At 41.6% G+C, this 13,889-nt stretch carries 13 protein-coding genes; 3 read left to right on the plus strand and 10 right to left on the minus strand.

Going from position 1 to position 13,889, the window contains the following annotated elements; translation table 11 throughout:
- Positions 1–107: 107 nt before the first annotated feature.
- The 9 genes from HHA43_RS03950 to lptM form a co-directional block, all read right to left on the minus strand.
- A complete protein-coding gene (locus HHA43_RS03950; RefSeq protein WP_228284148.1) occupies positions 108–803 on the minus strand; it encodes a hypothetical protein in 696 nt (231 codons plus the stop codon).
- A 108-nt stretch (positions 804–911) separates the two neighbouring features.
- Positions 912–1,844 (minus strand): electron transfer flavoprotein subunit alpha/FixB family protein, encoded by a 933-nt coding sequence (locus HHA43_RS03955; protein WP_168541751.1) that lies wholly within the window; start codon positions 1,842–1,844, stop codon positions 912–914.
- 18 nt (positions 1,845–1,862) lie between these two features.
- A complete protein-coding gene (locus tag HHA43_RS03960) occupies positions 1,863–2,612 on the minus strand; it encodes an electron transfer flavoprotein subunit beta/FixA family protein (protein ID WP_168417750.1) in 750 nt (249 codons plus the stop codon).
- Positions 2,613–3,158: 546 nt separating this feature from the next.
- Positions 3,159–3,530 carry a hypothetical protein gene (locus HHA43_RS03965; RefSeq protein WP_168541753.1) on the minus strand — a complete coding sequence of 124 codons (372 nt, stop codon included), beginning with the start codon at positions 3,528–3,530 and terminating at the stop codon, positions 3,159–3,161.
- Positions 3,531–3,795: 265 nt separating this feature from the next.
- Positions 3,796–4,710 carry a tyrosine recombinase XerC gene (gene xerC, locus HHA43_RS03970; protein ID WP_168526329.1) on the minus strand — a complete coding sequence of 305 codons (915 nt, stop codon included), beginning with the start codon at positions 4,708–4,710 and terminating at the stop codon, positions 3,796–3,798.
- Complete coding sequence (locus HHA43_RS03975) at positions 4,710–5,336, minus strand: alpha/beta fold hydrolase (RefSeq protein ID WP_154320917.1); 627 nt, start codon at positions 5,334–5,336, stop codon at positions 4,710–4,712. Before HHA43_RS03975 ends, xerC begins: the two co-directional genes overlap by 1 nt.
- A 131-nt stretch (positions 5,337–5,467) precedes the next feature.
- Entirely contained in the window at positions 5,468–6,313 is an 846-nt protein-coding gene (dapF, locus tag HHA43_RS03980) for a diaminopimelate epimerase (RefSeq protein WP_168417746.1), read from the minus strand.
- A gap of 12 nt (positions 6,314–6,325) precedes the next feature.
- Positions 6,326–7,570, minus strand: coding sequence for a diaminopimelate decarboxylase (gene lysA / locus HHA43_RS03985; RefSeq protein ID WP_168460185.1), 1,245 nt, complete (start codon positions 7,568–7,570; stop codon positions 6,326–6,328).
- 24 nt (positions 7,571–7,594) lie between these two features.
- A complete protein-coding gene (gene lptM / locus HHA43_RS03990; protein ID WP_168417744.1) occupies positions 7,595–7,834 on the minus strand; it encodes an LPS translocon maturation chaperone LptM in 240 nt (79 codons plus the stop codon).
- Between the two features lie 363 nt (positions 7,835–8,197).
- Here lptM and HHA43_RS03995 point away from each other — a divergent pair, with 363 nt between their 5' ends.
- The 3 genes from HHA43_RS03995 (at position 8,198) to HHA43_RS04005 (ending at position 12,206) form a co-directional block, all read left to right on the plus strand.
- Positions 8,198–9,553, plus strand: coding sequence for an alanine/glycine:cation symporter family protein (locus HHA43_RS03995; RefSeq protein ID WP_168541755.1), 1,356 nt, complete (start codon positions 8,198–8,200; stop codon positions 9,551–9,553).
- Between the two features lie 152 nt (positions 9,554–9,705).
- Entirely contained in the window at positions 9,706–11,094 is a 1,389-nt protein-coding gene (gene radA / locus HHA43_RS04000) for a DNA repair protein RadA (protein ID WP_070154081.1), read from the plus strand.
- Between the two features lie 134 nt (positions 11,095–11,228).
- On the plus strand, positions 11,229–12,206 hold the full coding sequence (locus HHA43_RS04005) for a Tim44 domain-containing protein (protein ID WP_168526325.1): 978 nt from the start codon (positions 11,229–11,231) through the stop codon (positions 12,204–12,206).
- Positions 12,207–12,598: 392 nt separating this feature from the next.
- Here HHA43_RS04005 and HHA43_RS04010 read toward each other — a convergent pair whose 3' ends face one another.
- The gene (locus HHA43_RS04010; protein WP_168541757.1) at positions 12,599–13,777 is read right to left on the minus strand and encodes a S1C family serine protease; all 1,179 of its coding nucleotides are present in this window, start codon (positions 13,775–13,777) and stop codon (positions 12,599–12,601) included.
- Between the last annotated feature and the right edge of the window lie 112 nt (positions 13,778–13,889).

The raw sequence follows: 13,889 nt of genomic DNA on the forward strand, positions 1-13,889 counted from the left end.
TTTATCCGAATATATTCAATATGATTTTTGCATTATTAATTTAAAAAAACACATCAACTTTTCTATAGACTAACGTGCTTGAACCAGCAAAGGATGTTGCGATCAGACTAGTTAAGTATTTTCCTGTAACTCGTGACTGCAACCACCAATAAAATAGGTAATAGCATCTCTACACCTTCTTCAATAGTCATAATAATGACCTCTGTGTGCTGCATTAGCTTAATATTAAAATCATTTCTCAAAATCGAACTACTTCGGTCCAATAGCTTACTCAAACCACCACACAATATTGTCAAGGTAATAAATAAGTAAGCAATATGAGGATTCAACTTAAATTGGCGAATGCCCTGCACAAACATCTTTGCCAGATTAAAAAAAACGAAAAGAATCACCAGCAGCAAGATAATACCTAACAGCTTGTCCATAAAAGGAATTTCTTCACTTCGATAAAAATTGGTTTTAATAAAGCTGTCATCAAATAATCGTTTGTGAAAATCCATTTCCCTTAAACCTAACAGTGCAGCACCTAGAGAGGTAAAAAAACGTGTCTTTAACATCAGCTCGGTATTCAATACACACAAAAGGGCTAACAAATACCACAACCATGCACTAAGCGTTTCAAATGGTCCCGATTCACTAAACAGAAATTGGGTCACATTCACAGGTGCAAATATAGCGATATGTACACAAATACCTAGATAAATGCCGATCAGTAAAAGACTAATGAATAATATATGAACAGTTTTGGACAGAGACATTACAAAGCAGGATAAAAAAGAAAGATGAAGTCTACCAGCTTTCATTCAAATGAAACATAAATATCCCATATCACACAGTCACCTGCGTTTTCAACGCATAAAAAAACGCCTCTATGCAATTCACATAGAGGCGTCTTGAACTGTACTCAGAACTTAGATTTTAGAAACCAATTCTGGAACAACGGTATTCAAATCACCCACTAACCAGTAGTCAGCTACTGCGTTGATTGGCGCTTCTTCGTCTTTGTTGATCGCAACGATCACTTTAGAGTCTTTCATACCTGCCAAGTGCTGGATCGCACCCGAGATACCCACAGCGATGTACAAATCAGGTGCAACAATTTTACCTGTTTGACCAACTTGCATGTCGTTTGGCACGAAGCCCGCATCAACCGCTGCACGAGATGCACCTTGTGCTGCACCAAGTTTGTCTGCTAATGGGTCAAGTACTTTGTGATAATTCTCACCAGAACCTACACCACGACCACCAGAAACCACAATACGTGCAGCTGTTAATTCCGGACGCTCTGATTTCACAATTTCTTCAGAAACAAACTTAGAAATACCAGCATCTTTTGCTTCGCTTACAGCTTCAACCGCAGCAGAACCACCTTCAGCAGCGACAGGGTCAAATGCTGTACCACGTACAGTACCAACAATGATTGCTTCGTCAGACTGAACTGTTGCAATCGCGTTACCTGCATAGATTGGACGCTTGAACGTATTTGCAGATTCAACAGCAACGATGTCTGTGATCATGCTGACATCAAGAAGTGCAGCCGCACGCGGTAAAATGTTTTTACCTGTGGTTGTAGAAGCAGCAAGGATATGGCTATAACCTTTGCCTAATTCTGCAACAAGTTTTGCAACGTTTTCAGCCAATTGGTTTGCATAAGCTGCATCATCAGCAAGTAATACTTTGCTTACGCCTGCAACTTTAGCTGCTTGGTCTGCAACTGCTTGCGCACCAGAACCCGCAACCAATACAGTGATATCACCACCGATTTTTTGAGCTGCAGCAACAACGTTTAATGTTGCACCATTAAGTGCTTTATTGTCGTGCTCAGCGATAACTAAAATACTCATGATTTTTATCCTTCTGTATTAGATCACTTTCGCTTCGTTTTTCAATTTTTCTACAAGTTCGTCTACAGATTTCACTTGTACGCCCGCTTTACGCTCAGCAGGTGCTTCAACTTTTACAGTTTTAAGCTTAGTACCTGTTGCTACGCCATAATCTGCAGGAGATTTGGTGTCTAGCGGTTTTTTACGTGCTTTCATGATGTTTGGAAGTGCCGCATAACGTGGCTCATTCAAACGTAAGTCAGTTGTAACAATTGCTGGAAGTGCAAGCTCAACAGTTTGCAAACCACCATCAATTTCACGCGTTACTTGAACTTTATCGCCATCTACTTTTACTTCTGAAGCAAAAGTACCCTGACCTGCACCCAGTAAAGCACCTAGCATTTGACCAACTTGGTTAGAGTCGTCATCAATGGCTTGCTTACCCAATAGAATAAGTTGTGGTTGTTCTTGCTCAACAACACCTTTTAAGATTTTAGCCACTTCAAGTGCACCAATCTCATCAGCTGTTTCAACCAAAATACCACGGTCTGCACCAAGCGCCATTGCAGAACGGATTTGTTCTTGCGCTTCTTTAGGACCAATGGATACCACGACGATTTCTGAAACAGTTCCTTTTTCTTTTAAACGAACCGCTTCTTCCACTGCGATTTCACAGAATGGGTTAATTGACATTTTAACGTTAGTTAGGTCAACCCCACTATTATCCGGCTTAACGCGAACTTTAACGTTGGCATCTACCACACGTTTTACAGCAACAAGAGCCTTCATGTAATCCTCGGCTGTTTTAGCAAAAGTAAATATTGAGAAAAGTTAATAATAACTCTTCGCTTTAAATTTTTTAGGTGTCCTATCTTGCTATGTGATCGGCATTTCGGTCAAGTCAGAATTGTCTAAACAAAGCGAAAAATGCCGAAAATAAACTGAACGATGCGTTCATACTTTTTTATTTGCAAAAATCCACAATCAAAGCGCTGATTATATAAACAATTTTAAGCTTTGATTTATATTATGTTTTTTATTGATTTATAACATCAACAAGATTGATTGAAAAATAGTTTAAATACAAAGATGTCTACAAAATATGCAAAATTCCTTACATAAAAACCGTTAACTAAACTGTCATTAAAGATAGAAACTGCCCTTATTTGCTTATTTTTTCCTGATAAAAACACCCTTTTTAAATGTGACTGTTAGTTCACTTCACAACATTGAAGCTTTTATTGGATAAGAAAGAAGCAATCTTTTGTATTTTAATGAGTATCAATGCACTACAACCCCATTACCTTCATGATTTAAGGCATAAAAAAACTCAGCTTAAACTTGCTGAGTTTCTAGGAAATCACGGTGAATATGGCTTAAATCAATCAGCTCATAGGCCTGTAAATTAAAAACTTCCCAAACCGCCAAAAAGTCTTCTTTCAGGTCAATTTTACTGGCACTGTTTGGACGTTCTTGCCACTGTTGATCTGAAATCCATAAATAGCTTTGTTGAGTCTGTGGGTTGATCGCTTGCATTTTACCTTCTGCATTAATGCCCTGAACTTGGCAATGCGCTGGCAATTCTTGCTCAATCATAGGCAAGCTAATCTCTACAAAGTGTTTTACCTGACGTAATCCATAGCCAGCAAAAATTTCTTTTTGACTCGGACTGAGCTGGTCATATTTTACTTGAAGATTTGAAATCATGGTTTTGCCTATCATTTGATATCCAAAGTGTTATGCAGTGGAACAAAAATAATGTCATCCATGTCTATTATTCGTGTGACCCACTCTTTCTGCTTCTTTATACTGCATAACGCAAGTTTTTATTATTCTACAATAGTTGCAATGACATCTTAGTGAAAGCGCTCTTGCATTGCGACTTACATCCTAAATAAACGCATTTGCAAATTGTAAAGCCCTACCTATCACAAGCAAAAATAGTGCCTATTTACCTAAATTGTCGCAAAATTTACTTTTTATGGGCACGTGGATGCGCCTGATCATACACTTGTGCCAAATGGTCAAAATCGACATGGGTATAAATTTGTGTGGTACTTAAATTACTATGCCCTAGCATTTCTTGAACGGCGCGTATATCACCACTATTAGACAGCATATGACTGGCAAAACAATGCCGCAATAAGTGTGGATGTAAATCTACATTTACACCTGCACGCTGTGCCTGAAATTTTACCCGATTTTCAATTTGTCGTGCTTTTAAGGGTTCACCTTTTTGAGTAATGAATAACGCTGCATCTGGTACAAAATCGCCCTGCCAAAATGGGTAAATCTGTAGCCATTGCATCACTGCATCTTTGGCCTTACTGCCAAATGGCACAATTCGTGTTTTATTGCCTTTACCTGTAACGCGCAGCAATTGCCGATTAAAATCTAAATCCCGAATACGTAAACTCTGTACTTCTGCCAAACGTAAGCCACTTGAATAGAGCAATTCTAAAATTGCTTTATCCCGTCGCCACATCTGTTGTTGTACTTCAGTTTCAGGTTCAGGCTGATCTAATATTTGATTGATGGTTTCAATATCAACTAGACCCGGCAAAGGGCGTGGCTGACGCTTTAATTGAAAATCATCGACAGGGTTAAATTGTAGATACTGCCCTTGTTCAGCCCATTTCATAAACTGGCGAATGGCTGACAACATACGTTGCAAGCTACTGCCATTCAGCTGCTGCTGTTCTACTTTTTGCGCCAAATAATGTCTTAAATCAGATGCCTCGACATCCTGCAAGCTGAGCCCTTGCTGCTCGCAAAATGTAAAAAAATCGGTTAAATCACGTGCATAGGCTTTTAAAGTATGCGGTGACTGCTGCTGTATTTCTCGCTCTTTGAGCCACATACTGAGTAATTGCTGCGGATCGTACATTACTTAGGCTCCAATTGAGCGCCTAAATCCAACTGAGATAAATAAGCAGAGATATATTTGGCCGCCTGATCTGCGTGTTCTTCTATAAACAAATGATCACCGCCTTGAACAATTTTTAGCTCAGCTTGTGGGAGTTGTTGCTGCAAAAACTCACCTACCGCGATTGGACTAATAAGGTCTTGATCACCCCACAACAATAAGACTGGAATTTGAATCTTACACAGTTCAGCCGTGTAATTGGCCTTTGCTCCCACAAACCAGTCTGGATAATTCAAATATTGATTTTGATAAGCCTGTCGCCAATCTTCAAGCTGAAAACTACTCAAATCTATGCCACCTGATGTCGCAGCCAATACCAATCCTTTAATTTTTTCTGGATATTGCAACGCTGCAGCGACAGCAAAAATACCGCCCATCGACTGTGCAATTAAAACGCTATCAGCTGGAATCTGATCTAGCACATAAGTCTGTAGACTATCAAAATCATGTACAAATGGATGTGCAGGCTGATGTCCAAATTCTGGATAAGCCACAATGTTTGCATTTGACTGAGGCAGTTTTTCAATTAGAGGATGAAAAAATGCGGTATTGCCTGAAGCGCCTGGTAAAAAGATCAATTGCGGCATATAGCGTTGTAAATTTTTAGAATAACTTTTAATACAGCATACCCGAACAGTACTGCAAGATACAAAAAAAGCACTATTATAAAATAGTGCTTTTCAGCAGATTTATGACGTATGCTTATTCGAGTACGTCATCAACCTTGAAAATAACTTAAATCTAAACGGCCATGGTAGACGTTTGCGGTTGGGCCTGTCATCCACACCACATCTCCCTCACGCCATTCAATTTGCAACTTACCACCAGCCAGTTCAATTTCAACTGAATTAGCCAATAAGCCACGACGCATACCTGACACTGCTGCCGCACAGGCGCCTGTACCACAAGCCAAAGTTTCCCCTACGCCACGCTCAAAAACACGTAAACGGGCATGTTTTTCGTCAATAATTTGCATAAAACCTGCATTGACACGCTGCGGGAAACGCTCGTGTGATTCCACTTGTGGGCCAATCCCTGCAACATCTGCAGTCAGAACATCAGGCACAATGGTCACAGCATGTGGGTTGCCCATATTCACCACATCAATGGTCAAAGCAGCACCCTCTTTTAAAGCGATGTCATATAAATTATCTGGTTCATCGGCAATAAAAGGAATTTCTTGCGGTAAGAATTTAGGGTAGCCCATATTCACCCGCACCCAACCATTTTGACCAAGTTCAGGTTCTACAATACCCGCTTTGGTCTGCACCTTGATTTTGGTCTTAGTAGTTAACTGACGTTCATGCACAAAACGGGCAAAACAACGCACACCATTGCCACACTGCTCCACTTCAGAGCCATCGGCATTGAAAATGCGATATTTAAAATCCACATTCGGCAAATCAGGTGGTTCCACAATCAGCAATTGATCAAAACCAATGCCAAAGTGGCGATCTGCAAGGCGCTGAATCGTCAGTGCATCCAAATACGCCCGCTGACTGATGAGATCAACCACCATGAAATCATTGCCCAAACCATGCATTTTGGTAAATTCTAATAACATCTCGAATTCCCCTTATGGCAATAAACGCTCTCTTTCCCACAAAGATTCAATGCTTTCACGTTCACGAATTAAGTGTGCCTGATCTGCATCGACCATCACTTCGGCCGCACGACCACGAGTGTTGTAGTTAGAGCTCATCACAAAACCGTATGCACCCGCACCCATCACGGCTAAAATATCATTTTCAGCAATCGCCAATTCACGGTCTTTACCCAAGAAATCGCCTGTTTCACAGATTGCACCCACCACATCCCATGCTTTGCTTTCAACATCGGTACGTGGCGTCACTGACTGAATATCCATCCACGCTTCATACAATGCAGGGCGGATCAAGTCATTCATTGCCGCATCAATAATCGCAAAATTACGATGTGTGGTCGGTTTCAATAAATCAACCTTAGTCAGCAATACTCCCGCATTGGCAGAAATACTACGTCCTGGCTCCATATATACTTTAAGACCTAACTTTTCTAAAGCTGGGCGCAAAGCATTGGCATATTCTTCAACACTTGGTGGTGTTTCATCTTTATAGGTCACACCCAAACCACCGCCAATATCAATGTGTTTCAGTTGAATACCCATTTCTTTTAAGGTATCAATCATCACAATGACACGATCCAAAGCATCCACAAAAGGTTGTGTTTCGGTCAATTGCGAACCGATGTGACAGTCAATGCCAACAATATCCAAGTTTGGCAAAGATGCAGCATATTCATAGGTGCTATACACAGAATCGGATGGAATCCCGAATTTATTTTCTTTTAAACCTGTAGAAATATAAGGATGAGTTTTGGCATCTACATCTGGATTAACGCGTAATGAAATGGGCGCTTTCACATTCATTTGAGCCGCAACTTTTTGAATACGGTCTAATTCAGCATGTGATTCTACGTTAAAGCAGGCAATGCCCACTTCTAGTGCTTTTTGAATATCTGCTTCAGTTTTGCCTAAACCTGAAAATACAATTTTCGATGCATCACCACCTGCTTTGAGCACACGCGCCAACTCACCGCCTGTCACAATATCAAAGCCTGCGCCCAATTTAGCCAATACATTCAATACCGCAATATTCGAGTTCGACTTTACCGCAAAACAAATTTGATGGTCGATAAAGTGAAAAGCACGATCCATATCTAAATAATGTTTTTCAAAAGTTGCCTTTGAATAAACATAAAGTGGCGTGCCAAATTGCTGTGCGAGTTGTTGTAGCGAACATTGCTCGGCATGCAAAACCCCTTGAATACGGGTAAAACTCATGAATGTATCCTTTTCTAGAAAGCGTTAAGGTGTAGTCGATGTAGATGTTGCAGGTGAAGCAAACTGCTGTTGTACAGGTGCTGCCTGCTCAGAAGCTGTTTCAGATGGTTTAACACTTTGTGGTGCATGATCTGGATATAACAAATATTTTGCTCGTTTGTCATAGTTTGGATCATTGGGAAGCTGTAATGCCCCAGATTGACCACAACCGACCAAAAGTACTGTTGTGAATACAACACTCACGCAGCAAATGACTGTACGCATCTGACCACCTATAAAATATTTTCGATGAAGTATAACGTGATCACCGCTGTGACCAAAGTGCTAAAACACAGAGATTATCTTGAGCTTTGTAAAAATACCAGCAATCACAATATTTTTTCTACAGGCATTTATTCACCCTGTACAGTCAGTATTATTGCGACTTATGACACAGATAAAGTGAATTATATTTCAAGGCATCAATTGTCAAAATCCAAAAACTATGCAAAAAATAGGGCGTGCTTTAAACCACGTTCTTTTAACAGGAAGTTTTAAAGACTGGCATATCACTTGCTTAATTTTTACAACTGTTCAATTACAGCCAATTTTAAGCATTTATAACACTGCGTTTATAAGAAGAAATTTATGCAAAATTTACAATCGATCATGGAAACCTTAAGCGGCTGGGTCTGGGGTCCATATATGCTCATTCTCATTGTGGGAACGGGTGTTTTCCTTACCTTCCGTTTATTGTTCTGGCAATTCCGCATGCTGCCTCTGGCTTTTAAACAAGTCTTTTGCAAACATGATAAAGCTGAAAAAGAACCTGGCGATATTTCACATTTCGCCTCACTGATGACCGCACTCTCTGCCACCATTGGTACGGGGAATATTGCGGGTGTCGCAACTGCCTGTGTACTCGGTGGCCCAGGTGCCGTTTTCTGGATGTGGATGACTGCGCTATTTGGGATGGCAACCAAATACGGCGAAGGTGTACTGGCAGTTAAATATCGAATTAAAAATGAAAAAGGGCAAATGTCAGGCGGCCCAATGTACTACATTGAACGCGGACTAAAATGGAAATGGTTGGCGATTATCTTTGCCTTCTTTGGTACTGTTGCCTCATTTGGTATTGGCAGTTCGGTGCAGTCCAACACGGTAGCTTTGGCTGTACAAAATAGTATGGGCGTAGAAACCTGGATGACAGGTATAGTGATTACGGTATTTTCAGCGCTCGTCATTTTAGGTGGAATTACCTCTATTTCTAAAGCATCTTCGGTGATTGTTCCAATTATGGCCATTCTGTATGTCGCAGGCGGCCTGATTATTATTTTAAACAATCTGCACCTCGTTGTTCCTGCATTTGAACTGATTTTACGGGATGCCTTTACTGGTGAAGCCGTTGCAGGTGGTGCAATTGGTGCCGTGATTCGTTACGGTGTGGCACGTGGTGTGTTCTCGAATGAAGCAGGTATGGGTTCTGCGCCAATTGCCGCTGCTGCTGCCAAGACCGACCACCCTGCCCGTCAAGGCTTAGTGTCTATGACAGGTACATTTATTGACACCATTATTGTTTGTAGCATCACAGGTATTGTTTTGGTCATGGGCTTTATTATGGCCGACAATAGTTTTGGCGGTGTAACAGGTGCAGTACTTACCACACAAGTCTTTGACCAGTTATTACCTGGTTTCGGTGGCTGGGTGGTAACTTTCGGCATCATCTTCTTTGCCTACTCCACTATTTTAGGTTGGAGCTACTATGGCGAAAAATGCTGTACTTATTTATTTGGCGAAAAATACGTGTTGATTTACCGCCTGATTTATATTGCTTCGGTGTTCATTGGTACCATTGCGACACTCGATCTCGTTTGGTTATTTGCCGATACCTTTAACGGTTTAATGGCTGTTCCGAACCTGATTGCCTTATTGTTACTGTCTGGTGTGATTGCCAAAGAATCTAAGGACTTTATTGCCAAACGCAAATCTGGCGAGTTGTATTAAGCCTTAGCTACAAATGTAATTTCATCCTTACCCATCATACAATCACCATTGTGGTTGTATGATTTTCCTTGAAAGATCAAGATAACATTCATTTCCCCGCCTTTACTCTGTATGCTGTAGCCAGTTTTCAAATAAATACAACGACTGGACTTATGGCAAAAGTAAAAAGTGTCTATCGCTGTGAACAATGTGGCGCAGATCATCCTAAATGGGCAGGACAATGCTCGGAATGTGGCGAGTGGAACTCGCTGAATGAAGTGAGTATTGCACCTGCAGTCACGCATCGTGCCCAACCCAAAATGGGCGGTGGCTATGCAGGACAAGCTGCAGCAATTACTACATTAAACAAAGTATCTGTTTCGCATGAAACCAGACTAACCACAGGCATTGGTGAGTTTGACCGTGTATTGGGTGGTGGTTTGGTTACAGGTTCGGTGGTGCTCATTGGTGGTGACCCAGGTATCGGTAAATCGACCATTTTGCTGCAAACTGCAACTCACATGGCTGCGGCCAACAACACCGCCTTATATATCACGGGTGAAGAATCGCTTTCACAAGTGGCATTACGTGCTCAACGCTTAGACTTACCCACAGATCAGCTCAAAGTCATGGCAGAGACCTGTGTTGAACGTATTTGCGAAGTGCTTGCGCATGAACGCCCTGCTGTGGCTGTTTTAGACTCAATTCAAACTTTATATACCGAAACGTTGCAATCTGCACCAGGTGGCGTTTCACAAATTCGTGAATCGGCGGCACTTCTAACTCGCTTTGCAAAAAACAGTGGCACAGCACTCTTTATTGTGGGTCACGTGACCAAAGAAGGCGCTTTGGCAGGGCCACGCGTCTTGGAACACATGGTCGATTGTGTCCTATATTTTGAAGGTCAGTCAGACTCTCGTTACCGTATGATACGGGCCGTCAAAAACCGTTTTGGCGCAGTGAATGAGCTGGGTGTTTTTGGCATGACCGATAAAGGCTTACGTGAAGTCGCCAATCCATCAGCGATATTTTTAAGTCGTTATGATGAAGCAATCCCAGGTTCGATTGTCATGATTAGCCGCGAAGGTACACGTCCCCTTTTGGTTGAAGTACAAGCCTTGGTGGATGATGCACATGGTCAACCTAGACGTGTAGCTTTAGGTTTGGAGCAAAACCGTCTGAATATGTTGTTGGCGGTCATGCATCGACATGGTGGTGTGCAAACCTCAGGGCAAGACGTGTATGTAAATGTGGTTGGTGGTTTAAAAATTACCGAAACAGGCTCTGACCTTGCAGTATTGCTGGCCTGTGCTTCGAGCTTACGAGGCAAAGCCCTACCACAACAATTGGCTGTTTTTGGTGAGGTCGGTTTGTCGGGCGAAATCCGCCCTGTGCCTAATGGTCAAGAACGCTTAAAAGAAGCCATTAAGCATGGCTTTAAATACATTATTGTGCCTCGTGGCAATGCACCACAAAAAGCCATTGCAGGTGTGCAAATTATTGCGGTAGCTCGTTTGCATGAAGCTTTAAGTGAAGCCATGAGTTTAAGTGAAAATCTCTAAAGACTTTTTAGCCGTATTCATTTCACTATGTATTTCTCAACATTTGTAGAAAAAATACCGATTTTATATTGAAATTCGTAGCAAATGCCTGCATAAATACACAGCTTAACTTTATTTTAATATAGGAAAATTTGATGGAAGTTCGACAGCGTGGTTTGATTGCAGCAATGCTTACAGCGACCTTATTGGTAGCACCGTTGGCAGCAGAGGCAAAACGTGCAGGTGGCGGTAAAAGTCATGGTATGAGCCGTTCTGCAGCCCCAACTCAGTCTTACCAACAACCTCGCCAAACAACGCCAGCACAACAACCTGCTCCTGCTCAGCAAAAATCTGGCCCAGGCGTAGGTGGTATGGTTGCAGCAGGTGTTGCTGGTGCAGCGATTGGTGCTGTTGCTGCGAATGCTTTGGCAGATGACCAAGCCAGTGCAGCCGAAGCACAAGAGGAAAAAGGTGGTATTCCAAGCTGGATTTGGATTTTACTCGCTGCTGCTGTCGCCTTCTTCATTTTCCGTAAGATGGGCGCAAAAAAAAAACTAACGCCTAACCCGTATGCGCCAAACAGCGGTGCCAATCAGGCACCGTTTGCGCAAACTCCAGCAAATGCTGCTCCGCGTAACGACAATACAAATATTTTTGGTCAGTCTGTAGGTGGTTCTGCAGCTGCAACGCAAGCACCTTTTGGCCAAGCAGCAAATAACAATGCTCCTTTCGGCACAGCTTATACCAACAGTGGCAACCAATTGCCTGATGGTTCTGAGCCAGCGGCTTTCTTACGTGTTGCACGTCAGCGTTTTAACCATATTCAGTCTATGAATACAGCAAGCAATATTGCAGAAATTCAGCGTTATTTAACACCTGATTTATATCAGTCAATGTATCAGGATATTATGGCAAACCAAGACCAAGATGTAGCAGAGTTTTCTAACTTAAATGCAATGGTGGTCGATTCTACAACTGAAAATGGTCAATATGTGGTGAGTGTACGCTTTACTGGTACGGTCAGCGAAGACCTGAACAGCCTACCGCAGCCATTTACAGAAATCTGGCACTTTGTAAAACCTGCAGGTTCAAACCAAGACTGGTTAGTGGCAGGTATTCAACAAGAGCAATAATTTCAAAATAATTTAAAACAGCGGCCTAGGCCGCTGTTTTTTATTTATATCTTTTATTAGACATAGCTTCTATTCAAAAACTTTCTTTGCAATTTAAATCTCTCTTTAATTCATATCCATCATAAATTAAAGAAAAACATAGTAGTTAAAGCAACGTATCTTTGATACTGAATAAACACATTAAACAGGACTTTAGTATCTTCTAGGTTCTGCTCTAGATTGAGGTAGGACAACATCTTGATATTTACAGATAACCCATAAACTTAAATACGGCATAGCTTCGATTTATACAAAAGTGAATACATTTAGACGATTACAGCAACTTCGGTCAGATTCCTGTCACACAAAAAAGCCCTGCTACTGGCAGGGCTTTTTTACGGATGATCAATACATTATTCAGGCAATGGAATAAATTGCTTATCTGAATTTTGTACTTTTCGTTCACCTACAGCGACCTGTAAATCTAGTGCCTCTTCACCACGCTCTACCGATACCGTGACTGTGCTGTTTGGTGCTTGTACTGCCACATAATTAATTAAATGCGAAGTTGATGTAATCGCTTCATTATTTACTTTCAGAATTTTATCACCACGTTTTAAACCAGCTTCTGCAGCTGGGCCACCACGCAGTACATCTGCAACCACTACACCACCTTGTGCAGGCTCTAAAATATTGTCTTGCTCTACAGGCAATAAACTAATACCTAACCACCCACGAACCACACGTCCATCTTTTAAAATAGAGTTTAAAACTTGCTGACACACCTGCGCAGGAATCGCAAAACCAATCCCCAATGATCCACCCGATTGCGAGAAAATTGCAGTATTTACCCCAATTAAATTCCCTGCCACATCAATCAATGCACCACCAGAGTTACCTGGGTTAATTGCCGCATCGGTTTGAATAAAGTCTTCATAGGTATTAATGCCTAAATCAGAACGACCTGTGGCAGAAATAATCCCCTGAGTCACCGTTTGCCCTACCCCAAACGGATTGCCAATCGCAAGAACTACATCGCCAACTTCATTACCACTGAGTTTAAATGGCAAGACTGGCAATTTTTCTAACTCAATTTTAATTACCGCCAAGTCCGTATCTGGGTCAGTACCAACAACTTTTGCCTCAGCACGACGACCATCATGCAATGCCACCACAATTTGTTCTGCCTGCGCAATCACATGGTTATTTGTCAAAATATAACCGTCTGGACGAACAATTACCCCAGAACCCAAACTGTTTTCATTTGGACCTTGCTTAAATTGATCGGGTAACTGGTTACCAAAAAACTCACGAAACGCAGGGTCATTCAGTAATGGATGATCCAACTGTTTGACTTTTTGTGTGGTAAAAATATTCACCACTGCTGGCGCAGCCACTTTTACCGCAGCACTGTACGACACTACCCCACCTGTGCGTGTCGTATCAATCAAAGGCTCTATTTTTTCGGCAGGCATTTTTACACCATCAGTTGCTACAGGTGCTTTCGGTTTTTGTAATTGTTGCCAAGTGACAAAGCCAATAATGACCAGAATGAGTAACACCCAAGGTAACCAGGTAAAGCTCCGGCGCACGTTTTGTACCTCTAAATAAATTTTTTGATGATTAAGTTATTGAATGCACTATTGTAAAACGAAACATACCTAGAAACATAAAAAAGCTGAAGAGTTTTGTCTTGCTTTAGTT

Origin of the sequence: Acinetobacter sp. A2, from assembly GCF_012371325.1 — a bacterium.
Lineage (GTDB): Bacteria > Pseudomonadota > Gammaproteobacteria > Pseudomonadales > Moraxellaceae > Acinetobacter.

Bases quoted from the DNA above. Each gene is read 5' to 3' on its own strand.
- lptM (WP_168417744.1), bottom strand. From the start codon at position 7,834: ATGCGTACAGTCATTTGCTGCGTGAGTGTTGTATTCACAACAGTACTT.
- radA (WP_070154081.1), top strand. From the start codon at position 9,706: ATGGCAAAAGTAAAAAGTGTCTATCGCTGTGAACAATGTGGCGCAGAT.
- lysA (WP_168460185.1), bottom strand. From the start codon at position 7,570: ATGAGTTTTACCCGTATTCAAGGGGTTTTGCATGCCGAGCAATGTTCG.
- HHA43_RS04005 (WP_168526325.1), top strand. From the start codon at position 11,229: ATGGAAGTTCGACAGCGTGGTTTGATTGCAGCAATGCTTACAGCGACC.
- HHA43_RS03950 (WP_228284148.1), bottom strand. From the start codon at position 803: ATGAAAGCTGGTAGACTTCATCTTTCTTTTTTATCCTGCTTTGTAATG.
- HHA43_RS03955 (WP_168541751.1), bottom strand. From the start codon at position 1,844: ATGAGTATTTTAGTTATCGCTGAGCACGACAATAAAGCACTTAATGGT.
- dapF (WP_168417746.1), bottom strand. From the start codon at position 6,313: ATGTTATTAGAATTTACCAAAATGCATGGTTTGGGCAATGATTTCATG.
- HHA43_RS03960 (WP_168417750.1), bottom strand. From the start codon at position 2,612: ATGAAGGCTCTTGTTGCTGTAAAACGTGTGGTAGATGCCAACGTTAAA.
- HHA43_RS03975 (WP_154320917.1), bottom strand. From the start codon at position 5,336: ATGCCGCAATTGATCTTTTTACCAGGCGCTTCAGGCAATACCGCATTT.
- HHA43_RS03965 (WP_168541753.1), bottom strand. From the start codon at position 3,530: ATGATTTCAAATCTTCAAGTAAAATATGACCAGCTCAGTCCGAGTCAA.
- HHA43_RS03995 (WP_168541755.1), top strand. From the start codon at position 8,198: ATGCAAAATTTACAATCGATCATGGAAACCTTAAGCGGCTGGGTCTGG.
- xerC (WP_168526329.1), bottom strand. From the start codon at position 4,710: ATGTACGATCCGCAGCAATTACTCAGTATGTGGCTCAAAGAGCGAGAA.